Origin of the sequence: Aristophania vespae, from assembly GCF_009906835.1 — a bacterium.
Taxonomy (GTDB): domain Bacteria; phylum Pseudomonadota; class Alphaproteobacteria; order Acetobacterales; family Acetobacteraceae; genus Aristophania; species Aristophania vespae.
On the sequence record NZ_CP047652.1, the window covers coordinates 47,088 to 68,583 of the forward strand.

The 21,496-nt window shown below is 45.0% G+C and carries 19 protein-coding genes, 1 other RNA gene and 3 pseudogenes; 11 read left to right on the forward strand and 12 right to left on the reverse strand.

All coding sequences use genetic code 11. The features are described from left to right. Positions 1 to 102: 102 nt before the first annotated feature. The 5 genes and pseudogenes from GT348_RS00260 to GT348_RS00280 form a co-directional block, all read right to left on the reverse strand. Positions 103 to 903 (reverse strand): hypothetical protein, encoded by an 801-nt coding sequence (locus tag GT348_RS00260; protein ID WP_160618043.1) that lies wholly within the window; start codon positions 901 to 903, stop codon positions 103 to 105. Between the two features lie 12 nt (positions 904 to 915). After that, positions 916 to 1,929 carry a hypothetical protein gene (locus GT348_RS00265; RefSeq protein ID WP_160618044.1) on the reverse strand — a complete coding sequence of 338 codons (1,014 nt, stop codon included), beginning with the start codon at positions 1,927 to 1,929 and terminating at the stop codon, positions 916 to 918. Positions 1,930 to 1,947: 18 nt separating this feature from the next. Beyond that, positions 1,948 to 2,970 (reverse strand): Hsp33 family molecular chaperone HslO, encoded by a 1,023-nt coding sequence (hslO, locus tag GT348_RS00270; RefSeq protein ID WP_160618045.1) that lies wholly within the window; start codon positions 2,968 to 2,970, stop codon positions 1,948 to 1,950. Between the two features lie 74 nt (positions 2,971 to 3,044). Then, a pseudogene (argF, locus tag GT348_RS00275) lies at positions 3,045 to 4,003 on the reverse strand (ornithine carbamoyltransferase). Then, a complete protein-coding gene (locus tag GT348_RS00280; protein ID WP_160618046.1) occupies positions 4,000 to 5,202 on the reverse strand; it encodes an aspartate aminotransferase family protein in 1,203 nt (400 codons plus the stop codon). The pseudogene argF and the gene GT348_RS00280 overlap by 4 nt, the downstream one beginning before the upstream one ends. 310 nt (positions 5,203 to 5,512) lie before the next feature. Between GT348_RS00280 and GT348_RS00285 the strand changes: the two genes are divergently transcribed. The 9 genes and pseudogenes from GT348_RS00285 (at position 5,513) to dld (ending at position 15,926) form a co-directional block, all read left to right on the forward strand. After that, positions 5,513 to 6,118, forward strand: a complete 606-nt coding sequence (locus GT348_RS00285) for a regulatory protein RecX (RefSeq protein ID WP_160618047.1) — start codon at positions 5,513 to 5,515, stop codon at positions 6,116 to 6,118. Between the two features lie 41 nt (positions 6,119 to 6,159). Further along, positions 6,160 to 6,639 carry a CHAP domain-containing protein gene (locus GT348_RS00290; protein WP_160618048.1) on the forward strand — a complete coding sequence of 160 codons (480 nt, stop codon included), beginning with the start codon at positions 6,160 to 6,162 and terminating at the stop codon, positions 6,637 to 6,639. 86 nt (positions 6,640 to 6,725) lie between these two features. Next, a complete protein-coding gene (locus GT348_RS00295) occupies positions 6,726 to 7,004 on the forward strand; it encodes a twin-arginine translocase TatA/TatE family subunit (protein WP_160618049.1) in 279 nt (92 codons plus the stop codon). A gap of 37 nt (positions 7,005 to 7,041) precedes the next feature. Continuing rightward, positions 7,042 to 7,965, forward strand: coding sequence for a bifunctional riboflavin kinase/FAD synthetase (locus tag GT348_RS00300; RefSeq protein WP_160618050.1), 924 nt, complete (start codon positions 7,042 to 7,044; stop codon positions 7,963 to 7,965). 99 nt (positions 7,966 to 8,064) lie between these two features. Then, positions 8,065 to 10,916: pseudogene (gene ileS / locus GT348_RS00305) on the forward strand (isoleucine--tRNA ligase). A 1-nt stretch (position 10,917) separates the two neighbouring features. Next, on the forward strand, positions 10,918 to 11,442 hold the full coding sequence (gene lspA, locus GT348_RS00310) for a signal peptidase II (RefSeq protein ID WP_160618051.1): 525 nt from the start codon (positions 10,918 to 10,920) through the stop codon (positions 11,440 to 11,442). Positions 11,443 to 11,528: 86 nt separating this feature from the next. Beyond that, a complete protein-coding gene (locus tag GT348_RS00315) occupies positions 11,529 to 12,080 on the forward strand; it encodes a DUF3035 domain-containing protein (protein WP_201740047.1) in 552 nt (183 codons plus the stop codon). After that, the gene (gene mutL, locus GT348_RS00320) at positions 12,077 to 14,005 is read left to right on the forward strand and encodes a DNA mismatch repair endonuclease MutL (RefSeq protein ID WP_160618052.1); all 1,929 of its coding nucleotides are present in this window, start codon (positions 12,077 to 12,079) and stop codon (positions 14,003 to 14,005) included. Before GT348_RS00315 ends, mutL begins: the two co-directional genes overlap by 4 nt. A 184-nt stretch (positions 14,006 to 14,189) precedes the next feature. Further along, positions 14,190 to 15,926, forward strand: a complete 1,737-nt coding sequence (gene dld, locus GT348_RS00325; protein WP_160618053.1) for a D-lactate dehydrogenase — start codon at positions 14,190 to 14,192, stop codon at positions 15,924 to 15,926. On the opposite strand, the gene GT348_RS00330 is transcribed toward dld, so the two are convergent. From GT348_RS00330 to GT348_RS09635, 4 genes and pseudogenes are all read right to left on the reverse strand, one after another. Further along, complete coding sequence (locus GT348_RS00330; protein ID WP_160618054.1) at positions 15,901 to 16,479, reverse strand: DUF1643 domain-containing protein; 579 nt, start codon at positions 16,477 to 16,479, stop codon at positions 15,901 to 15,903. The genes dld and GT348_RS00330 overlap by 26 nt on opposite strands. A gap of 16 nt (positions 16,480 to 16,495) precedes the next feature. After that, a complete protein-coding gene (locus GT348_RS00335) occupies positions 16,496 to 17,317 on the reverse strand; it encodes a transglycosylase SLT domain-containing protein (RefSeq protein ID WP_369692604.1) in 822 nt (273 codons plus the stop codon). Between the two features lie 71 nt (positions 17,318 to 17,388). Further along, positions 17,389 to 17,436, reverse strand: a pseudogene (locus GT348_RS09630) (hypothetical protein); the annotation flags it as partial. Continuing rightward, positions 17,433 to 17,696, reverse strand: a complete 264-nt coding sequence (locus GT348_RS09635) for a hypothetical protein (protein WP_369692606.1) — start codon at positions 17,694 to 17,696, stop codon at positions 17,433 to 17,435. The gene GT348_RS09635 and the pseudogene GT348_RS09630, both read right to left, overlap by 4 nt. Positions 17,697 to 18,081: 385 nt before the next feature. Between GT348_RS09635 and GT348_RS00340 the strand changes: the two genes are divergently transcribed. Both GT348_RS00340 and GT348_RS00345 read left to right on the forward strand, forming a co-directional pair. Then, on the forward strand, positions 18,082 to 18,300 hold the full coding sequence (locus GT348_RS00340) for a hypothetical protein (protein WP_160618055.1): 219 nt from the start codon (positions 18,082 to 18,084) through the stop codon (positions 18,298 to 18,300). A gap of 112 nt (positions 18,301 to 18,412) precedes the next feature. Next, positions 18,413 to 19,249 (forward strand): glycosyltransferase family protein, encoded by an 837-nt coding sequence (locus GT348_RS00345; protein WP_160618056.1) that lies wholly within the window; start codon positions 18,413 to 18,415, stop codon positions 19,247 to 19,249. A 73-nt stretch (positions 19,250 to 19,322) separates the two neighbouring features. Here the strand turns inward: GT348_RS00345 and GT348_RS00350 are convergent, their stop codons facing one another. The 3 genes from GT348_RS00350 to ssrA form a co-directional block, all read right to left on the reverse strand. After that, a complete protein-coding gene (locus GT348_RS00350; RefSeq protein ID WP_160618057.1) occupies positions 19,323 to 20,441 on the reverse strand; it encodes an AbrB family transcriptional regulator in 1,119 nt (372 codons plus the stop codon). After that, the gene (locus tag GT348_RS00355; RefSeq protein ID WP_160618058.1) at positions 20,428 to 21,042 is read right to left on the reverse strand and encodes an SspB family protein; all 615 of its coding nucleotides are present in this window, start codon (positions 21,040 to 21,042) and stop codon (positions 20,428 to 20,430) included. Before GT348_RS00355 ends, GT348_RS00350 begins: the two co-directional genes overlap by 14 nt. 119 nt (positions 21,043 to 21,161) lie before the next feature. Further along, positions 21,162 to 21,472: a transfer-messenger RNA gene (ssrA, locus tag GT348_RS00360) on the reverse strand. Positions 21,473 to 21,496: the final 24 nt, after the last annotated feature.

The following is a 21,496-nucleotide window of genomic DNA, read 5'->3' on the forward strand; positions in this document are numbered from 1 at the left end:
GTTAAGTGACAATAGAAATTTGAGAACCCTTTAGAACGAGGTAACTCATTATCTTACGTCCTCGCAAAATAGGAGGGTTTGATAATGAGTTACCTTTTCGCGTTACGGTAATTGTAAGGTTCCTGGAGGGGGAGAGTGAGGCTGCGCAATGGGCGTAGGAGCATTTACACTTGGCGCTGGTGTTGTTTGCCCATTTGAAATTGGATTTTGTAAATCTTGCAGTGCAGTTGGTGTTTGAACTGGTTGCAATGCAGTGTTGCTAGTTCCGTTTGCAGGAACAGAAGTGGTATTGTCTATAGTATCGAGATTTTGAGTAGCAATAGCACCGTTAAGAGGGGTGCCAGTTGCATCTGTCAGCCAGTAACCAAGATTTTTGCGAATTTGATATTCCAGCTCAACATTCATGTCATCCATCAAATGACGGTTTAATTCATAGAGATTATGACGTTTTGAATTCTTTTCTGATACATTATCTTGGTGAGTGACCTGGGCTGTAACGTCCCCATGACTTGAGCGCGTTGGATCATCAAGTGTTAGGTGAACAACTAATTTCCCGGCAAGAACGTTATCAGTGGGTTCGGTAATATCTGCTTTTACAATTGTAAAAACGCCACGGCCCGTGCTGCCTGTAGGATGAAGGCGTTGCTGGGCCATGAGGGTTAAGGACTCGTTGGGAGATGTAGGGCTTTTAGCGGCAAGGCTGTCATGCAGAGGTGCGGCCTGATCTATGATTTCCAGCTTGGAAACGCTAAGATTCATTTTAGGAAGGTAGCTATAATCAGGTGATGCAAAGGTTTCTGGTGGGTGGTTCGAAGTACACCCTGCAAGCAGAGAAAATCCGCCAACGCAACAAAGCAATCTCCAAAAAGAAGAATGGGAGGAAAGAACAGAACGCATAATCATGGGGCTGATCCTCTAAATCTTTTTAGATTCATTGATAGAGATAGTGCTGCTAAAAGGAGATGCCGATTCTTGCCAGTTTGGAAGGGGCGAAAATGGCAATTTGTTACCTTCGGGTATTGGTTCTTCAGAAGGTGGTAGTTCAGCATTTTCAAAAATATCCCAATCTTCTGAAATATGCCCGAATTTGATGTTGTCTAGATCTGTAGCAATTTCAGATTCAGACTGTTTTATCTCATTATGGTGAATGAGAAAGAGCATAATCAACCATAAAGGGACCAATCCGCTTATAGGATTTTCCCCTATGATTAAGTCGCGTTTAGGATAGTAGAATATTGGCTCAAGAGCGCTATCGGGAGGCAAATCTTTATTAACTGGGTGGCGATGCCAGAAAAGATAAAAAACAGCTTTATAGCTTGTGTCTGTAAAGCGTACAAAGGTTCCTTCAGAACAACTTAATTTAAGTTTCCCCATAATAGGTAATCCTGAAAATGGAGACGTTGTAGCAGTAGAATCTTTGGCGCTGTAAGGCGTGGCAAGAAGATGATTGATTTGTTCAGGAGAGACATAAACAGACTGATTCTGATCCATTATGACTTCAGCCCTGACGAATTGGTCAGGGGTAAAAGTCAGTAATCGAGAAATATTGTGAGTGCCCCATATTAAAATAATTTCAAAAAGCACAGTATAGGGCATAGTAAGAAGAAATGCTCTAAGCTCCTGCGCTTCTTCTGTTAATGATTCTACTATGGGCGAATGCAGACTGCGCTGTATTGGTTCTAACAAAAGGCTGAAATGGCCAAGAAGCTTTTTTTGATCTTCTATATTTAAAGCAAATGTATGGCTGGCTAAGTAAATACCTTTATTATTAAGCCACCAACATGCTTCCTTGCCGGTTTCACTTTCCTTAAAAAAGACAACATCAAAGTCAGGCGTGACTTTATATCGCTGCACAGCCTCCCATCCAGGATATAACCTCTTTACTGGTTCATCATTCAAAATAATGGAAGATAGATCGACAGAGGTCATAATTTCGTACCTCCCGTGCTAGGGAGACTCGCTTTTATTAGATGAGTGGATCATATCACGCGGGAAAGTAAAATTTGTATTACAAAAACCACAATCCATCGTGATAACGCCGTCTTTGGTCATATGGTCAAGATCATCTTCACTAAAACGTTCCAAAAGAGCTGCCAAGCGTTGTTGGTGACAGCGACAGCCAAAACTAAGGGTTTTAGGTTGCCCGATAACGACATCTAAAGTCCCAAAAAGGCGTTTAACCAGGTCTTTACCCGATAAAGACTGATCAAAAATTTCTTTATTTTTTAAAGTTTCTGCAAAGGTGCATGATGTTTCCCATGCATCATCTGGATCTAACTCAGTGTCAGAAACAGAGAAATCGTCATTTTGGGCATATCCACCTTCACCGGCAATACGTTCCAGTACAAGTGCACCGGCGTGCCACTCGTCATTTTCCTGTGTGGCAAAGAGATGGATAGAGCAGGCATGTTGTTCGCTTGTAGAGAAATAATGTTCGGCCATTTCGGCCAGATTTGTTCCCTCTATGGCAACAATACCTTGATGCCTTTCCATATCAGGGCCTTGATCGACCGTAAAAGCAAGAAAACCTTTTCCTAAGAGAGCAGAGTCATCTTGGGGTAAAGAAGATGTGGCGCTCTCATCAAGACGTGCTGTAAAACGCAGGGCGCCTGACTCTGTACAATCTGCCAAAAGAAGTGAAACCGGCCCATCTCCTTTAATTTGGAGAGAAAAAGAGCCGGTAAATTTGAGTGCTGTAGCCATGGAGGCAACAAGTGCAAGGGCTTTTCCTCCCAGCTTCAGAACCTCTGGCGGAAAATCATGGCGTGATAAAAGGGTATGGGCCAAAGGGCCAAAGCGAATAAGGCGTCCTCTGACGGGGGCGTGAGCTAGATAAAAAGGCAATACAGCATGTGGCACAGCAAGGTCAGGGACTCCCGCTGGGCGTGATGTATTAAGTGATGGAGCTGTATCGTTCACACTATAGGCCTTTTTGTTTTTGGGTGACTGAAGAAATATAGAGGCAACCATTCCTCTTTTAGAAGGCAGATGGGATGGTTGCTCTCTTCTTGCAAGTGGCGCTCTTAATCTGGTGTTATTTCACTTTATTCCTGGCCCAAACACCATAATAAAAGACCTTTCTGACTATGAAGGCGGTTTTCAGCTTCATCAAAGACAACTGAATGAGGGCCTTCAAAGATTTCTTGGCTGACTTCTTCACCAATATGAGCAGGAAGACAATGCATAAAAATAGCATTGGGTGCAGCATGGCTCATCAAAGCTTTGTCAACGTGATAAGGTTTAAAAAGCATATGGCGTCGTTCAGCATCTGTATCACTCATACTGACCCATGTGTCAGTGATAACGGCATCAGCCCCTTTTACAGCCTGAAGAGGATCGCGCATTGTTTCAATCAAAGCACCTTGTTGACGTGCCCATTTGATGGCGCTCTCAGATGGATCAAAGCCTTCAGGTGTGGCAAGACGGAGTGTGAAATTAAGAAGCGCTGCCGCCTCAATGAGTGATGTGGCAACATTATTGCCATCACCTACCCATGCCAGAGTCCGCCCTGAAATAGGGCCTCTATGCTCTTCAAAAGTAAGGACATCAGCCAAAATTTGAATGGGATGAGAAACAGGCGTCAGTCCGTTAATGACGGGCACGGAGCTCCATTTTGCTAATTCACGCAGATCATCATCATTGCCAGTACGCAGTACGATAATGTCTAAAAAGCGTGATAAAACACGTGCTGTATCAGCAATGGTTTCGCCTCTGCCTAATTGCATATCAGAAGGGGAAAGTACGCTCACTGCCCCCCAAGCTGCTCCATGCCAACTTCGAAAGAAACACGCGTACGTGTAGAAGGCTGGGCTAAAATAAGCCCAAGAGTGCGCCCTGCCAATGGCTGTTTGGGATGAAGGGGATAGCGACGATTATGCTGGCATAATTTTACATCGGCAGCGAGATCTAAAATAGCGCGTAATTCCGTAGCGCTAAGATCTTTGAGGTCAAGAAAGTGACGTAGTTCTTTATTATTTTGAGGGCGTAGAGTGGAGGCTGTCACGCAGTTTTCTCCTTATGCTGAGAAAGTGTGTGGGAGAGTGTTTTGCAGGCACGTCTAAGGCGCGTTATAGCTTCTTGGCAGTCCGCTTCCGAAACGATAAGAGGAGGGACGAGCCGCAGAACATTATCACCAGCTCCAACGGCTAAGAGACCCTCATCCATTGCAGCAGTGATGACGTCACTTGATGGGATACGGCATTTGAGGCCGCGCATGAGGCCGCGTCCACGAATATCTATAAATATTTCAGGATAATCTTTTGCAAGACTTTCAAGCATGGCGCCAAAAGACTCACTGACCTTGCGCACTTGTTCTAAAAAGCCTGGGCGTAAAATTTCTCCTACAACGACGAGGCCGGCAGCACAGGCTAGGGGATTCCCGCCATAAGTTGTGCCGTGTGTACCTGGTGTCAGATATTGGGCCAGTTCAGCGCGTGCCAAAACAGCCCCTAAGGGAAATCCGCCGCCAATTCCTTTTGCTACAGAAATAATATCTGGCTTTATGCCAGAGACTTCATGCGCAAATAAAAAGCCAGTGCGGCCCATTCCAGTTTGAACTTCGTCAATTGCAAGAAAAATTCCATGTTCATCACAAAGGTCTCGCAACCCTCGCAAAAACTCCGGATCAGCAGCCTTAATGCCACTTTCACCTTGAATCGGTTCAATTAGAATTCCTGCAGTTTCAGGGGTAATAGCTGTTCTGACAGCATTGAGATCATTGAAGTCAACATGGTCAAATCCCTCTACGCGTGGGCCAAAACCCTCCAGATAAGCGGGGTTACCTGTAGCAGAAATCATTGCCAGAGTGCGGCCATGAAAGGCGCCATTAAAACAGATAATGCGATTTTTCTCAGGGTGGCCCTTCATGTACTGGGTGCGTCGAATGATTTTGACCAGAGCCTCATTTGCTTCGGCCCCTGAGTTACAAAAAAGCACTGAATCGGCAAATGAGTTCTGCACTAACAAATCTGCAAGCGCTTCTGCCTGAGGGGTGCGATAGAGATTGGAGACATGCATAACCTTGGCAGCTTGTTCGGCAATTGCCTTAACAAGCAGAGGGTGATTATGCCCCAGGGAAGAAACAGCAATTCCCGCTGCAAAATCAAGATATCGTCGCTTGTCTGTGCCGATAAGCCAAGGGCCTTCACCATGAGTGAAAGCGAGGTCAAATCTTTTATAATTAGGCATGATCGACGAGATCATAGACAGACGATCCTTAATGATAAATTCGTGTTAGAAGGCCGTGTGAACAATGGATTACCCTAACAGGAATGATTATTTTAAAACAGAAAGCCCCGCTTTCTAAAGGTGAAAGCAGGGTCTCATACCCTTCGGGGGGCAAAACCATACGAAACAGACTATAATATCACAAAAATGCTATTGGGAAGCATTTGTAACAATTTATGTTAGAAATTGTAATTAAGTGGGTTGTTTAACTTTAAGTGTGAAGCCTCGGGTGAGTATTAAAAGAAATAATCTTGGATTAAAGGTTTGAGGCTATTATTGAGTTTATATGAAAGATTATTTGCCCCTTTTGACTGCACAAATTTTGCGTGAAGCAGCCTTGGCGCATGTGGCACGTTTTGCTGCAACACGACAGGGATTGCGCCAGGTTTTGCAGCGTCGTGTCAAAAGATGGGGCATGAGGGCTCTACGTTCCGGTATTGAACCCGATGAAATTACCGCTCAGGAGCAATCACTCGCGTTAGAAATTGAGAAAATTCTTGATGCGATGGAAGAACTGAAAGTGATTGATGATGAAAGTTTTGCCCGGTCTCGGACAAGGAATTTAATGCGAACTGGGCGATCTCGGCGCGCTGTTCAGGCCCATTTACTGACGAAGGGTGTTGATAGTGATCTGGCTGAGGAGACAGTCAAAGAAACCTTGGAAACACTCACAGAGGCAACAGGAGAAGAAGCAGAGTTTGTTGCAGCTTTGATTTTGGCACGCAAACGGGGATTAGGTGCTTTTCAAAGAGTAGATAGAGAGGGAAAAGATCCTCATAAAATTCTTGCTATTTTTGCCCGAAATGGCTTTTCCCATGAAATAGCAAAAAGAGCCCTTGCGATTGAGAAAGATGAAGCCGAAGACATTATTTACCGCTTTCGGTCTTTATAAGGGGCTGAGTGCATGGAGCGTATAGTATAAGGTAACAGAACATGAGGCTAAAATTTTGGAGCGGGCTTTTTTTACTGCTATCCTTAGTAGCCTGTGCAAGCAATCCGGGCCGTTTTGGTCATTATGGCGTTAGAGGGAGCTATCACGGTCCGTTGCAATGTGCGCCTTATGCTCGTTCCCGAACTGGTGTCATGTTGCGTGGTAGTGCTGCGAGCTGGTGGTGGAAAGCAAGAGGACACTATAGAAGGGTCTATCACCCTCAGCCTGGAGCCATACTTGTTTTTCGTGCAACACGTCATATGCCTTATGGTCATGTCTCGATTGTTAAGAAGCAGATCTCTCCTCATCGGATTTTAGTGGAACATGCAAATTGGGTTCCGGGGAAAATTGAATATAATGCGCCTGTTGAGGATATCTCAGCACAGCATAATTGGAGTCGGGTTCGTGTGTGGTGGACTCCTATAAGACGGATGGGAAAAAGAGCCTATCCAACCTATGGCTTTATCCTCCCAGCGCGGTAGGGTAAGGCAATAACACTATTGTAAGTTGCTTATCTGGTAAACAATTGCCACATAAGTCATTCTTACATTTTGGGGAGTGGTCTCTAATGGGCAGTTTTAGTATTTATCACTGGGTAATTCTTGCAATCGTTGTGCTTGTTTTGTTCGGCGGTGGTGGAAAGATTAGCAGTCTTATGGGAGATTTTGCCAAAGGCATAAAATCTTTCAAAAAAAGCATGGCTGAAGATGAAACCACTTCAACACCAAATGAACCACAAAGCCATATTGCTCCACCGCAACAAGCAGCACCTCCAGTAACAAAGCAAACTTCTATGAACGAAGATGCCCGTATGACGGATGATCATCCTTCTCATCCGTCTAAATAAGAAAAGCTGCGACTTCTTGAGCCGAATCTGAGTATTTATGAAGTTATTTACTGACTGGCGCCATCTTTCTGGAGCGCCGCAACATGCAGCTATTGCTCTGGGTAATTTTGACGGTGTTCATCGTGGGCACGTTTATCTTCTGGAGCAACTTCGCAAAGCCTGCCCTGACTGCCCTTTGGGTGTGCTAACATTTGAGCCTCACCCTCGTGTTTTCTTTCGCCCGCAAGATCCAAATTTTCGGCTTATGGGGGCAGAGGAAAGGTTAAACGCTCTTAGTAATTTGGGTGTGGAATTTGTAGTGCAAATTCCTTTTGATGAGCCTTTTTCTCAGTTTTCGGCAGAGACATTTGTCAATGAGATTTTGATTGGCGCTCTTGAAGTGAAGCAGGTAGCTTGCGGCGCTGATTTCGCTTTTGGACACAGGCGCCAGGGTGATGTAGCTTTTTTAGAAAACACCCTTAAAGCTCACGGTGCTGGACTTACGGTTGTCTCCCCCCTATCTGACTCTAATGGTCCAATTTCCTCAAGCCGTATTCGTCGTTTATTACAAGAAGGGTATCCCGAGCAGGCTGCCGTCTTATTGGGAAGACACTGGTCAGTACGGGGAATTGTTGAAAAAGGAAATCAGCTAGGGCGTCTTTTGGGGTTTCCAACGGCTAATATCGCCTTACGCTCATTATTAGAACCTGCTCGCGGTGTTTATGCTGTACGGGTGCGCCACCCTGATGGTCGTGTTATTAAAGGTGTTGCCAATATAGGCCGCCGCCCTACCATTAATGATGGTAATGAAGAAAGCCGCCTGGAAGTGCATCTATTTGATTTTGATGAGGATTTGTACGGTAAAATCCTAGAGGTCTCATTTATTGCGCTATTGCGTGAAGAAAAACGTTTTAATGGTTTAGATGCCCTAAAAGCGCAGATCGCCAAGGATGCGACCCAGGCGCGTGAGATTTTAGGGTAAATTTATTTATAAATCTTCTTATCTGTAGGGGTTGACCCTTTAGGTGAGTTTTCCCCATATGACGGGGCATTTATTGTTCTAGAACTGGCGCGCTTATTCATGTCTCATCCTTCTGATAAAGCCGATTCGACTTTCCGCGAGCAGCAAGATCGCTATCGCGATACAGTCTTCCTTCCAAAAACCTCCTTTCCTATGAGGGGGAATTTGCCCAAGCGTGAGCCCGAAATGCTCAGGCGATGGGAGCAGTCAGCTTTAGATGAAAAGATAAAAAAAGCAGATCAGCAAAAAGACGCTATTTTTACGCTTCATGACGGCCCTCCTTATGCAAATGGCCATATTCATATTGGCCATGCGCTCAATAAGGTCATGAAAGATGTCATTAATCGTGCACAGCGTATGGCAGGTTTTCAGGTCCGTTATATGCCGGGATGGGACTGTCATGGTCTGCCAATTGAATGGAAAGTAGAAGAACAATATCGCAAAAAAGGTAAGGACAAGGACGCTGTTCCGGTTCTTCAATTCCGTGCAGAATGTCGTGAATATGCTGCCAAATGGGTAGAAGCCCAGCGTGAAGACTTTAAGCGTATTGGCATCCAGGCAGAATGGGACCATCGTTATGTAACGATGGATTACAAATCTGAGGCGCAAATTGTTGAAGAGATTGGTAAGTTTCTTCTAAATGGTCGCCTATATCGTGGTTTGCGGCCTGTAATGTGGAGCCCTGTTGAAAAAACGGCTCTTGCTGAGGCGGAGATAGAATATCACGATATCGTCTCCCCAACGATTTACGTTGCTTTTCCGGTTATTGAAGATAAAACTCCCCAAAATGTCCTGAAAGACGCCTCGGCTGTTATATGGACAACAACGCCTTGGACCATCCCTGCCAACCGTGCTTTGGCCAGCGGAGCGGACATTCTCTATGACGTCATTGAAATCACAGAGGTTACTGAAGACAGTAAAGTCCCGGTCGGCAGTAAACTTATAATCGCTCAGGAAAGATTAAAAGCTTTTGCCGAAGAGGTCGGTCTTACATCCTGGAAAGTTTTAAGCACAGTTCTCGGTAAGGAGCTGGAGGGCAGCTTATTTGCCCATCCTTTGCGCGGCCGGGGCTATGACTTTAATGTGCCCATGTTCCTTGGTGAGTTTGTTACAACTGACGCGGGCACAGGCATTGTGCACATGGCGCCGTCTCATGGACAAGATGACTTCCAACTCTGTACATCTCATGGGCTGGAAGTTCCTGAATTGGTTCAGGATAATGGTTTATATGCCCGTGGGTGCCGGAATTAGCTGGCATTCATGTCTTTAAGGCGGCTGATCCGGTTTGTGCCTTGTTAGATCAGGCACGTCTTGAAATGGCACAGAAAAATCGTGCTGCTGGTCTTATGGCCAGAGGCAGTATTGAGCATTCATATCCTCATTCTTGGCGGTCTAAAAAACCCATTATTTTCCGTGCAACACCACAATGGTTTATTGCAATGGATGAGGGGCATGAAAAAGGCTTGCGCCAAGAAGCCCTTGCAGCTCTTGAGCAGGTGACTTTTGTGCCAGCCACCGCACGTCGTCGCCTGACAACCATGGTTGCTCAGCGTCCTGACTGGTGCATTTCACGCCAGCGTTCCTGGGGTGTGCCTATTGCGGTTTTTGTTGAAAAACGCACAGGTGAGGTTCTTCGTGATCCTGAAATCATGCATAGGGTTGTTGAGACTTTCAAAGAACGCGGAGCCGATGCTTGGTATGATACAGATCCGGCCTTCTTCTTAGGTGAAGGGCGCGATCCTGAAAATTATGAGCAGGTTTTTGATATTGTCGATGTCTGGTTTGAAAGTGGATGCAGCCACCGTTTTGTGCTTCATCAGGAAGGGGTCAATTTCCCGGCTGACCTTTATTTAGAGGGTTCTGATCAGCATCGTGGCTGGTTCCAGTCTTCTTTATTAGAAAGTGTTGGGGCCGAAGGGCTTGCTCCTTATAAGGCAGTTGTCACAAATGGTTTTGTCCTTGATGGGCAAGGCCGTAAAATGTCCAAATCATTAGGCAATACAATTGTCCCTGAAGATGTCACGAAAACTCTTGGGGCTGATGTACTTCGTTTATGGGTGCTTAATTCTGATACGAACGAAGATTTGCGGATTAGTCAGGAGATATTAAAGCAGCAAGGTGAGCTTTATCGGCGTCTGCGCAATACGCTGCGTTGGTTATTAGGGGCTCTGGATGGTTTTGAAGAGACTGAAAAGCTCCCTTATAATGAACTCCCATCTCTAGAACGTTATATTCTTCATCGTTTGAGTGAAGTTTATGACCGTCTTGCCACGGCCATCAAGACACATCAGTGGAATGGAGTTTATCCTGTTTTACATGGTTTTTGTAATAATGATCTGTCAGCTTTCTATTTTGATATCCGCAAAGATTCGATCTATTGCGATGATATCAAATCACCAACACGTCGTGCGGCACGAACGGTTTTAGATATCCTTCATAGAGCCCTTTCTACCTGGCTTGCTCCTGCTCTGGTCTTTACGGCTGAAGAATCCTGGCAGGCCCGCTTTGGAGAAGAGGAAAGTGTGCATTTGCAAAGCCTCTTTAAGCCAGAGCCAGAATGGCTTAGCTCAACTCTAGCCCAAAAGTGGGATAGTCTTCGTCAAACACGCAGGCTGATTACAACAGCCCTTGAAGGGGCACGCCGTGATGGTCTTATCGGTTCGTCACTAGAGGCCAAGGTCATACTTCCCTTAACTGCGGAAGAGAAAAAAGCCTCAGAGGGAATTGATTGGGCTGAGTTAAGCATAGCGTCTCAGCTTGATATTCAAGTTGGTCAAGGTAATGAGGATGTTCAGGTCATGCAGGCTGACGGGCAAAAATGTGCCCGCTGTTGGCGTGTCCTGCCTGAAGTAGGGCAAAATATGGAGCATTCTGCCTTATGCTTGCGCTGTGTGAAGGCTGTAGAAGGCTGATATGGCGCAGCATCGGTCTCAGATAGCTGGAAAGGCCTCTCATCGTCTTGCTGAGAGGCTTGCTGGCCTAGTTATTATTTTTCTTGTTTTATTAGCTGATCAGGTTAGCAAATACTGGATTCTTTACGGGCTGAAACTTCCTGAAAAAGTTAGTGTCCCGGTTACAGCTTGGCTTAATTTTACCATGGTGTGGAATCATGCCGTGACCTTTGGCATGTTTGGCGGACATGGGCCGTGGATATTCATTACCATTTCGCTCATAGCCGTTTTGGCTCTTTTTATTGTCCTTTTGCGTAGTCACCGCTGGTTGGTGTGCATAGCTTGTGGAGGGATCATAGGTGGGGCTATCGGTAATGTGATTGACCGCTTAAATTATGGTGCCGTTGTAGATTTTCTACATTTTCATGTAGGAAATTGGTCTTGGTATGTCTTTAACATTGCGGATTCTGCTATTGTATGTGGTGTTGGTTTGTGGATCATTGACTCATTTATTGCAGACAGGCGTAAAAATATTTCTGTAAAGTAAAATGGCGTTTCCATATTTTAAGATATGGTAGGACGCTTTCCGTTACTTGCCCAAAGGCTTTAAGGACGTTAGGACTAGATAATATTATGAATGCAGTGCGGGAACTGGTCATGCGGCGTGTAGCTCCTTTCGTTTTGAGATATAGCGTTCAAGTGGGTCTTATTGGCGTTATTGGCTTTTCTTTAACAGCGTGTTCTGGAAGCGACGTTTCGCGGGCTTTTGGCCTGAAACGCTCTACACCTGATGAATATACCGTCACAACGCGGACACCACTTTCAATGCCACCATCTGAGACGTTTGCCTTACCTGGCTCAGCCAAAGCAAACCGGCCAGAAGAAAGCCCTCGTATGCAGGCTTTGGAAACATTGGCTCCTGACGTTGCTCTTAATCCTACAGAAGGCAAGGCTAGTGAAGGGCAGAGCGCGCTGGTTGGTGAAATAAAGCAATCTGCCCAGGGACCACAAAATGCTGAACTCGGCGATGCAGATGCCGGTTTTGTTGATAGCCTTATGTTTTGGCAAGGTGGGCGTGCCGGCTCTGTTGTAGATGGCGAAGCAGAAAATCAGCGTATTCAAAAAAATATGGCGCTAGGTCAGAAGCTGGATAATGGTGCTACCCCCACTATGCGAGGAAAATGACAACGTCTTTTGACAAGTCTGGCGAGCATGTTCGTGCTTCTATCCATCGTCTTTCAGACCATGTTGTTGATCTGATTGCAGCAGGTGAAGTGGTCGAGCGGCCCGCAGCTGCTTTAAAAGAACTTGTCGAAAATGCCTTAGATGCTGGTGCAACCCGTATAGAAGTTGATTTGTGGGGTGGTGGTTGCGAGAGCATTGAAGTTACCGATAATGGTAGTGGCATTGCGCCTGATGAGTTGGCCCTGGCGGTTGAGCGGCACTGTACTTCCAAACTTAATGATAATCAGCTCGTTCATATTCGCACACTTGGCTTTAGGGGCGAGGCTTTGCCTTCAATAGGGGCTAGTGCTCGCTTATCTTTGATATCCCGCCTTAAAGGGGCCGAGACAGCCTGGTCAATCACGGTTGAGGGGGGCGTTAAATCTGAGCCCATGCCTTCGGCAGGTGAAGAAGGCACAATTGTTATTGTGCGAGACCTTTTCTTTGCGACGCCAGCAAGAAGAAAATTTCTTAAAAGTGCTCGTGTTGAAGGTAGCCATGCCGAAATGGTTATGCGACGTGTTGCGCTGAGTGCCCCACATTGTGCAATTCTTTTTCGGTCAGAGGGGCGAGACGTCTTTAATCTTCCACCTCAAGATCTTAAAGATCGCGTCGCTTTTATTCTCAACGTGCCATCTGATAGTTTGTTAACTTTAGATGAGCAACGTGGGGCTATGAGATTAACAGGTTTTTTATGTAATCCTGGCCATACCCGCCCTACGGGAGCGGGACAATTTATTTTAGTTAATGATCGTCCTGTCATTGACCCCGTTTTGCGAACGGCAGTACGGGTAGGCTATCGTTCTGTTATAGAACGGGGGCGTTTTCCAATTTTGTTTTTGCATTTGCACGTTCCTTTTGAGCGTGTAGATGTGAATGTGCATCCAGCCAAGACGGAATTACGTTTTGCAGATGAGGCAGAAGTAAGAGCCTTTGTTATAGGCGCTATTGGGCGTGTTCTGACGCGTGGTGCCAGCCAGGTTGGTGGTATTGAGGCTGATATTACACATTTCACAACTCAAACTCTGCCTTCTATATCGACCCATACAAGACCTGCTCATTTTGGGGTATCTGCTTCGGCCTCATCTACACCGCAAAAGAAAATTTCTTCATCTGAAAATAATAAGGCCGATTTGGGATTTTCCCCTTCTGTACGACGTTTTCCAGAGGAAAGTGTGCAGGATTTGGGAGGGTTTGCCGAGTCACAGAAATCATATACAACGCCGCAGGATAGCCTAAGGGAAGAGCTGGAGTCTGTTGAATTTGAGCAAGAAGATTATCCGTCTCAGCCGCTAGGTGTGCCTATAGGTCAGATACATACAACTTATATTTTATCTGTAGCTCCTAATGGCGATTTAATACTGACCGATCAGCATGCGGCGCATGAACGCCTAACTCATGAGCGTTTAAGAAAGCGCTTTGAGGAAGGAAGAATTTCGGCGCAAGTACTTCTTCTTCCTGAGGTTTTGGATCTTTCCAAAAGTGAAAGAGAGGCGCTTTTGGTATGCCAAGAAGAATTATCCCGACTCGGACTTGAGATTGAAGCCTTTGGAGAGGGAAGCCTCCTTATCCGCACCATACCAGCTCCTCTTAAAGGAGGAGACGTAACAGCTCTTATACGCGACATAGCAGAAGAGCTCATTGAAGAGGGTGCAAGTTCAGCACGACAGACTGATAGTTTAGACCAACGTTTTGAAGCTATAATGGCGCGTATGGCATGCCATGGTAGTATTCGGGCGGGGCGAAAGCTCAATTTTGAAGAAATGGGCGCACTCTTGCGCGATATGGAGCAGCATCCTCGCTCTAATACATGTCCTCACGGGCGGCCTACATGGTTGCGCCTTACAAAAGATGCGCTTGAAAAAATGTTTGGTCGCGTAAAATAAGCAAAAGAAATTTTATTTTGCTGGTAAATTATTTCTATAATTATCTTGCGATCATGAGCGCTTTTTCATGATATTATTAATAGTCAAATAATGATGGCTAAATTAGCCGTGCTCTGTGAAGAAATCAGAAAATAAATTGTGATTCTTCAAACGTGCTTATTTTAGCAAATATAAAGAGGATCCAATGGACGATTTAATGACGAGTCTGTGCGATATTGTGGGAAAACAGCATGTTTTGACACGCAAAAGCCAGACTTTTCGCTTTCAACGTGGTTTTCGTTTTGGAGGAGGACCAGTAGAGGCGGTTGTCGTCCCCGCTAGCCTCGTAGAATTATGGCGTGTGGCGCAAAATTGCGTAAAACACAACCGTATTCTTATTATGCAGGCGGCTAATACAGGCCTTACAGGAGGGTCAACTCCTGATGGCGAAAATTATGATCGTCCAATTATTGTTGTTAGCACGAAGCGCCTGAAGGGCATTCATTTATTAGAGCAAGGGAAGCAGGTCGTTTGTCTTCCTGGCGCTACACTTAATGAGCTTGAAAAACGTCTAAAACCAATTGGGCGTGAGCCACATTCAGTTATTGGATCATCCTGCATTGGGGCTTCCGTTTTGGGTGGGATCAGTAATAATTCTGGCGGAGCGCTTGTGCAGCGTGGCCCTGCTTATACTGAGATGGCACTTTTTGGCCGTGTTAACGAAAAAGGTGAGCTTGAGCTTGTTAATCATTTAGGTATTAAATTAGGTGATGATCCCGAAGCTATTTTGGAAAAACTAGAAAAGGGCACTTTTACAGGCGATGATATTGTAAATGATGCGAGAAAAGGGCACGACAACGATTATGTCCGTCGGGTCAAAGATGTAGAGTCTGACACTCCGGCACGTTTTAATGCCGATCCCGACAGGCTTTATGAAGCTTCAGGCTGTGCAGGAAAGTTAGTTGTCTTTGCAGTGCGACTAGACACCTTTCCAAAAGAAGAAAAGACCAGCGTTTTTTATCTAGGTACTAATGACAAGCAGGTTTTAGAAAAAGTAAGACGTGCTCTATTAACAAAGTTTGATGAATTACCTATTGCAGGCGAGTATCTGCACCGCGATACTTTTGATATTGCTGATCGTTATGGTCGCGACACAGTGGCAATGATTAGGCTTTTAGGTACTGAAAACCTTCCCTTCTTTTTCTCAATAAAAGCACAGTTAGATCTTTTGCCTCATCGCTTTAAGTGGTTGCCTTACGCATTTGGAGATCGCCTATTGCAGATGCTGAGCTCTTTTCTTCCGTCCCAGGTGCCAGAACGCTTAAAAGCATATCGTGATCAATATGAGCACCATCTCATTATTCAGACATCCGAACATTTGGCAGAAAAATTACGCCCCTGGTTTACGACTTTCTTTAAAGAAGAAGCGGAAAATAAAGGGAATGTCTTTGAATGTACGCCAAAAGAGGGACAATTAGCTTTACTTCACCGTTTTGCAGCTGCTGGTGCCGCTGGGCGCTTTAATATTATTCATCGCAAAGAAACAGGCGGGTTATTAGCTCTGGATGTGGGCTTAAGGCGTAATGATTGGGAATGGTTTGAAACATTACCACCAGAAATAGAAGATAAACTGGCCATAAAACTATATTACGGACATTTTCTTTGTCACGTTCTGCATCAGGATTATGTTGTCAAAAAGGGTGTGGACCCTATGGCCGTAGAGCATGCTATGTGGCCAATTTTGGATCAAAGAGGGGCGCGTTATCCTGCTGAGCATAATGTAGGGCATCTTTATAACGCTCCAGATTCAATGGTGAGTCATTATAAAACGCTAGACCCGTGTAACTGCATGAATCCAGGTATTGGTAATACAACAAAACGCAAAAATTGGGCAGCAGAAAGCGTAGCCCCTCAAGCTAGCGTAGCTGAGCAGGGTCAATAGAAATAGGTAATAAAGCAGAGGGAAGATAAAGCGGATGCTCAGGTCGTCCGCCTTTCCGGCTTAAACGCATGGCCCTAAGGGGGACACCTGCTTTCGCAAGCATTAAGGCCACATTTGTCCCTCTTTGTTGCAAGGTTTTGGCTTGCGGAGTGCCATAGGCCAAAATCACAAATTCTGCTTGCTGAGCCATTTCTAATAAATAATGATCATTAAGAGGGCCGACGGGATCAGTTACCTCTAAAAGACGTTTTTGATCGGTGCAGCGATAAGCAAAGCTATTGCCTACAAACATGCCGCCATAGCCCCAGCTTCGAGTATAACGCTGACATTTTGCAACGGTGCGGTCATCACCAAATTCAGTAGCGACTGAGGGATTCATCATAAGCCACATGATAAGTGGCTTATTTTCTTCCCAAACGCGCTTTAGGGTATAACGGTAACATTTGCCAGCTCCATCATAGATGGCAGTACTGACAACGTCATCTTTCAAACTGAGTGGTTGAGATGAGCCTACAAAATGGTCTGAAAAAAGATCAGTTTTAGTTAAAGACATAATTCCAGTGTTAAATTTATGGTGAAATTGCAAAGCAGGGCGTAATAGCTGTCAGACGCTGGCAGCTGCTATAGGCTTGAGCTCGTGTAAGCCCGGTATAGCGGGCGCGATAAAGAACGCGCCCTTTTACGTGTACGGCCATAATTGTCGTGCGCGTTTTGCCTTTGGAAGAAACAACAAAATGGCGTAATTTATTGGCCACTACAGATGCCTGTTTTTTGCTTGCATAACTACCTATTTGTATAGCCCAATCGGTGCGTGCAGATTGGATAATATCAGTAGCGCGCCCTCTTTTTCGTGTTGGATGGGCCAAAGGAATGGAACGTACTTCTACAACATGCTTGGGTTCAGGAGCAGGACGAGGTTTTTTTGCACGGACCGGAGGGCTTGCAGGAGAAAAGCCACGCGAGGCCCAAACTGAGCTTACGGACTGGTTGTCAGACGGGGCTGCTACAGAACTTGATGAGCTATCTGTCAAACTTTCTGCTGCAGAGGCCCCGTCATCTAAGGATGTTGTGTTGAGAGAAGATGTGTCCACTGAAGAGCGACGTTGGGCTGTGCGGTCGTAACGGGCGACCATGAGGTCTGCCTTTGAACGATTTTTAGGCCAGATGCCGGCAATTTTAGGACCAATAGCCTTAACATAATTACGCGTTTCTTTAGGAAGGGGCCTATTTTGTCGTAGGTAATGATCTACATTGCCAGGTCCGTCATTATAAGCGGCAAGAAATCCAGGCGAACCATAAATTTCATACATTTGTCGAATATAAGCGGTCCCAGCAAGAATATTATCACGGGGATTATAGGGGTCAGGACCAAGATTATATTGATTGCGCAAATCATCATAGGCGGGGGCATGAGTTGCATAAGGCCCATAGCACCAGGGGCAGACGTAATGAAATGACCACTACTATCATAAAGATGTCCGCCAGATTCCTGTTTTATAACGGCTCTTATCCACGTATCAGGAACATCAAATCGTTCTGATGCTTCCATGATATAAGGCCCCATGGGTCATCGGGGGTACCTGGCGGAGCGTAATAGGATTGAGCATGTTCCTGATAGTCTGCCTGCTCCTGCATGACAGGAATACCAGGGCCTACAGGTACAGTACGGGCACAAGCAGCAAGTAAAACAAGTACACCAAAAATTGATATTTGCCGAATAATAGACCGTAAACGAGGTATTTCTCTATTATAATAAAAAGATCTAATCATCTGAATCAGGAATCTCGTTAAGGCTGGTGCATTTAGTTATAATGCTATCATGATTACGTTTTATGACATAAGCAATTAGGTCTTCACAAACCGAATTTTAGAATGCCGCTTCAAAAAGTCTAAGTTTTTTGCGTTCAGGCAGGCTTATTAGAAAAAAAATTAGTAGAACTCTAATTTCAAAAAAAGATTTTCTTACCCGTGTTAAGGGAGTTAAGAGCGGTTTTTTAATCTGTTAAGTAATAAATACGAAACTATTACGTTATATGGAATATTGAAAATCTTAAAACGCTGTGAATTTGCGTTGAATGAGCTAAAGTGTTATAACTATATTAGGTTTATCCGTCTATCGATTGGTCGAAATGTAGTTGTTAAGAGAGGGACGAGAATGTCTTTTGCTGCGATTGATGCTAGCAGAGTTGAAAAAGCTGCGGGGGCTTCGCTTCAAACACTCAGGTCGGCACCTGAGCCGACTGAGGCTTATCAGCGCAAGGTTCTTATGATAGAGCGTATTGAGGCTCTGGCACGTGCAGCAGCCGAAACAAAAGGTCAGGGTGTTATCACATTAACATCTGAAGAATTTTGGTTAATATCTCGAAATTGGTAATTCTCTAAAAAAGAATAATTTTCGTAACACTTATTGGTTCTTGATTTAGGGGCAGCTAACTGCCTGTGTAAGTATATTTTTGAATGATGGTGGGTATTGGGGACGTATCAGGATGAAGTGGTTTTTTGCTATTACCGAACAAACGCTTTCCAATGATCCGGATCATGGTTTTATTGATTGTATTCGGGTTGCTGTTCAGTCAGCTAAAGAAAATACAACGCTTATTCCGCACATGGTATTTGATGGGCAAGAATGCGAATTTACCCGTGAAATGCGTGAAGCTGGTGTAAAGGTAATTTTCCATAGGCTGCATTTTTATGATCGCCTTTTAGAGGCACAAAAAAAACAAAAGCCCGAATGGCCAAATTATATGATGACGGCCGCTGGTGCGTTTATGCGTCTGGAACTCCCGCTTTTAGAGAAAGAAGATAAGTTTGTTCTCTATACAGACTGTGACGTTATGTTCCTGCGTGATCCATGTGTAGAATTTTGCCGACCTGAGATTTTTGCAGCTTGCGGGCAATTTAATCAGCAGGACTATTACGTTGATATGAATTCAGGGGTCATGGTTATAAACCTGGAACGTATGGGTAATGACCTGCCAGCAATGGTCGATTTTTTATGTGATAATCTGTATCATGTTTCTGGTTATGATCAGGAATTACTGCGTATCTTTTATAATGCGAACTGGTCACCACTCTCGGCTCGCTTTAACTGGAAGCCCTATTGGGGCGTTAATGATGACGCCACTATAGTGCATTTCCATGCTGGTAAACCCCAGCAGCACGCCACTTACTGGATGACCATACTTATCGTGAGCATGATCCTGTTTTCCATACATGGCGTCACTGGTTCTTTAAAAATACGGCCGGTTATGCACATTATGTCCCTTTGTGGGAAGATTTTTTGCGTAAAAGCAAGTCAGCAACGCCTACGACTGATCCTGTAGGAGAATTTGATGCTTTGCGCGAAGGAGAATAAATTCCTTCATTAATGTGATTATTTTGGTGGAACCTCTCGTTTTAACGAGAGGTTTTTCTTTTTGGTGAATGGTTTTCAAGCCAGCGTCCAACTGGTTTGGCAATCAGAGGACCGAGGGCTAGCACAGCCAAAAGCCGTGCTGTTTGTAAAGAGATAATAAATGGAAGATCGACAGGTGCTCCAGCACTGATAATAATAACAGTATCTAGGCCTCCCGGACTCGTTGCTAAATAAGCACTCAAAAGATCAATGTGAGCGAGTTTTGCAACTGGAATGGCGATTAAGGCGCACGTTCCTACAAGAATGGTAGATGAGAAAATAACCGCCGGCAAAGCACGCATTGCGTGTTGTAAAACGGGCAGAGTAAAACGCAGCCCTATAGACCAACCAATAATAAGATAGGCTGGAATGCGCATCCATTGAGGGGTTGAAATGGCAAATAAGCCTGAAAGTTGAATAACAGCCCCTATAACCATTGTAAGGAGCAAAGGTGCGGCGGGAAATTTGATGCGGGTGCTTATTAGTCCTGTCACAACCACAAAAATCAATGTCGGGAGCAGATCGCCTTTGGGAACAGGAGGTAAATAAGGGATATTGTGCCCTGCCGACACCAGCCACGCGACAATAGATGTCGCAAAGGCAACCAGAATTACACGAAAATAAAGCATAAACGCGGCTAGGCGTGGGTCGGCACCAAAAGAGCCACAAATGAGCATCATGGTTGAGGCCCCGCCCGGTGACGAGCCCCATAAAGCTGTTGTTCCAGGCATAACACCAAACCAAGCGAGGGCGGCGCCTGTCGCAAAGCTTACGATAATGACTGAGAAAACGCTAAAAAGCATGAGCCACCAATTATGCGCTATGTCGATTAAAACAGTCATATTGAGACTGCTCACAACCAAGCAGGCCAATACAGCCTGTGATAGTGCAAAAACAGGGCGGCTGATCGTCACATTCTTGCCTCTGATAGCCATAATAATGGCGGCTATCATTGGGCCTAACATGAGACCTGCTGCTAAATGAATAGCTAAAAAAACACCAATTAAAATAGCAGAGAGAGCTAGGAGACATATCCAACGAAGGCTAATCTTGCGAGCCTGTGCCAACTTAGGCAGAAAGATGTTATCTGACCCGCCCTGTCTATTTTTAGGTGTTTCCATTAGGAGTGTTATCTTCTGTACTAGGGTGCCGCTTGCGGAAAGCAGCCAGACTTACCACTTCTGCTTCCTGGCGTTTTTCGGGAGAAATGGGAGTTTTTTTCGCTTCTATAGAAGAAGGCTGTAAATCGTGAATCATCGTTACACTATCCCTATCTTCAGTAGAAGGAAGGGCTTCGGTGTTATCATCTTCGCTAAATGTAGGAGCAGAAAATCTGAGACCAAATTGTACATGAGGATCAGCAAATGCGATAATGGCATTTATTGGAATAGTCAGTGTGCTTGGTATGCCGCCAAATGACAGCCCTACAGACATAGTTTTGTTCTGGCGATCAACGTTAAGATTTTTAAATTGATGCTGTAGAACAATTGTCATTTCACGTGGATAACGGTCTTTAAGGCGTTGCGGAATATCAACGCCTGTAAGATTAGTCAAAAATGTAATGTAAAAATGATGCTCACCGGCTAAACCATTTCGGCTTACATATTCCAGCGCGTCAAGCATGACGTTTCGATGAGCGTTTTCTAACCACGTCTCATACGGGATGAGACTGTCTGGTGTAGTAGGGTCGAAATCATCGGGTCCGTTAAAATCGTCGGTCATAACCTGATCACTATGGCTTGTGCGAGTTTGTTTCGAACTCTTTAATTTTAAAGAGACGGCCTTATGCTGGTCTGAAATGCCTTAGAAAGCAAGGGCTTCGGTTTTAGCCCGGTTTTAAAAGTGGGGGGATTCTGTTGCCCGGTTCCCCCGAACCGCGCTTATCGCTTATGCTGCGACAGCGAGCACCTCAGTATTATCGTTGGCACTTGTAAGTTTAGCCCGATAACGGCGGTACAATGCCGGGCAAAAGATAGATCTTTACCATGCGTGTCGAGCCTGTTTCGTCCCCAAAAGTGGAAGAAATTTGGTGGAGACGCCGGGTACTGCCCCGGGTCCACAACACTTATTCCATCTACCGTTTATCGCCATAGCCAGAGTAAAACCCTAGGCAGTTGTGAAGATAAGAAGCAAAGCATGTTTTTGCAAGAGATATTAAGCATTGATGAGTGATAAA

Bases quoted from the DNA above. Each gene is read 5' to 3' on its own strand.
- GT348_RS00260 (WP_160618043.1), bottom strand. From the start codon at position 903: ATGATTATGCGTTCTGTTCTTTCCTCCCATTCTTCTTTTTGGAGATTG.
- GT348_RS00265 (WP_160618044.1), bottom strand. From the start codon at position 1,929: ATGACCTCTGTCGATCTATCTTCCATTATTTTGAATGATGAACCAGTA.
- hslO (WP_160618045.1), bottom strand. From the start codon at position 2,970: ATGGTTGCCTCTATATTTCTTCAGTCACCCAAAAACAAAAAGGCCTAT.
- GT348_RS00280 (WP_160618046.1), bottom strand. From the start codon at position 5,202: ATGATCTCGTCGATCATGCCTAATTATAAAAGATTTGACCTCGCTTTC.
- GT348_RS00285 (WP_160618047.1), top strand. From the start codon at position 5,513: ATGAAAGATTATTTGCCCCTTTTGACTGCACAAATTTTGCGTGAAGCA.
- GT348_RS00290 (WP_160618048.1), top strand. From the start codon at position 6,160: ATGAGGCTAAAATTTTGGAGCGGGCTTTTTTTACTGCTATCCTTAGTA.
- GT348_RS00295 (WP_160618049.1), top strand. From the start codon at position 6,726: ATGGGCAGTTTTAGTATTTATCACTGGGTAATTCTTGCAATCGTTGTG.
- GT348_RS00300 (WP_160618050.1), top strand. From the start codon at position 7,042: ATGAAGTTATTTACTGACTGGCGCCATCTTTCTGGAGCGCCGCAACAT.
- lspA (WP_160618051.1), top strand. From the start codon at position 10,918: ATGGCGCAGCATCGGTCTCAGATAGCTGGAAAGGCCTCTCATCGTCTT.
- GT348_RS00315 (WP_201740047.1), top strand. From the start codon at position 11,529: ATGAATGCAGTGCGGGAACTGGTCATGCGGCGTGTAGCTCCTTTCGTT.
- mutL (WP_160618052.1), top strand. From the start codon at position 12,077: ATGACAACGTCTTTTGACAAGTCTGGCGAGCATGTTCGTGCTTCTATC.
- dld (WP_160618053.1), top strand. From the start codon at position 14,190: ATGGACGATTTAATGACGAGTCTGTGCGATATTGTGGGAAAACAGCAT.
- GT348_RS00330 (WP_160618054.1), bottom strand. From the start codon at position 16,479: ATGTCTTTAACTAAAACTGATCTTTTTTCAGACCATTTTGTAGGCTCA.
- GT348_RS09635 (WP_369692606.1), bottom strand. From the start codon at position 17,696: ATGATTAGATCTTTTTATTATAATAGAGAAATACCTCGTTTACGGTCT.
- GT348_RS00340 (WP_160618055.1), top strand. From the start codon at position 18,082: ATGTCTTTTGCTGCGATTGATGCTAGCAGAGTTGAAAAAGCTGCGGGG.
- GT348_RS00345 (WP_160618056.1), top strand. From the start codon at position 18,413: ATGAAGTGGTTTTTTGCTATTACCGAACAAACGCTTTCCAATGATCCG.
- GT348_RS00350 (WP_160618057.1), bottom strand. From the start codon at position 20,441: ATGGAAACACCTAAAAATAGACAGGGCGGGTCAGATAACATCTTTCTG.
- GT348_RS00355 (WP_160618058.1), bottom strand. From the start codon at position 21,042: ATGACCGACGATTTTAACGGACCCGATGATTTCGACCCTACTACACCA.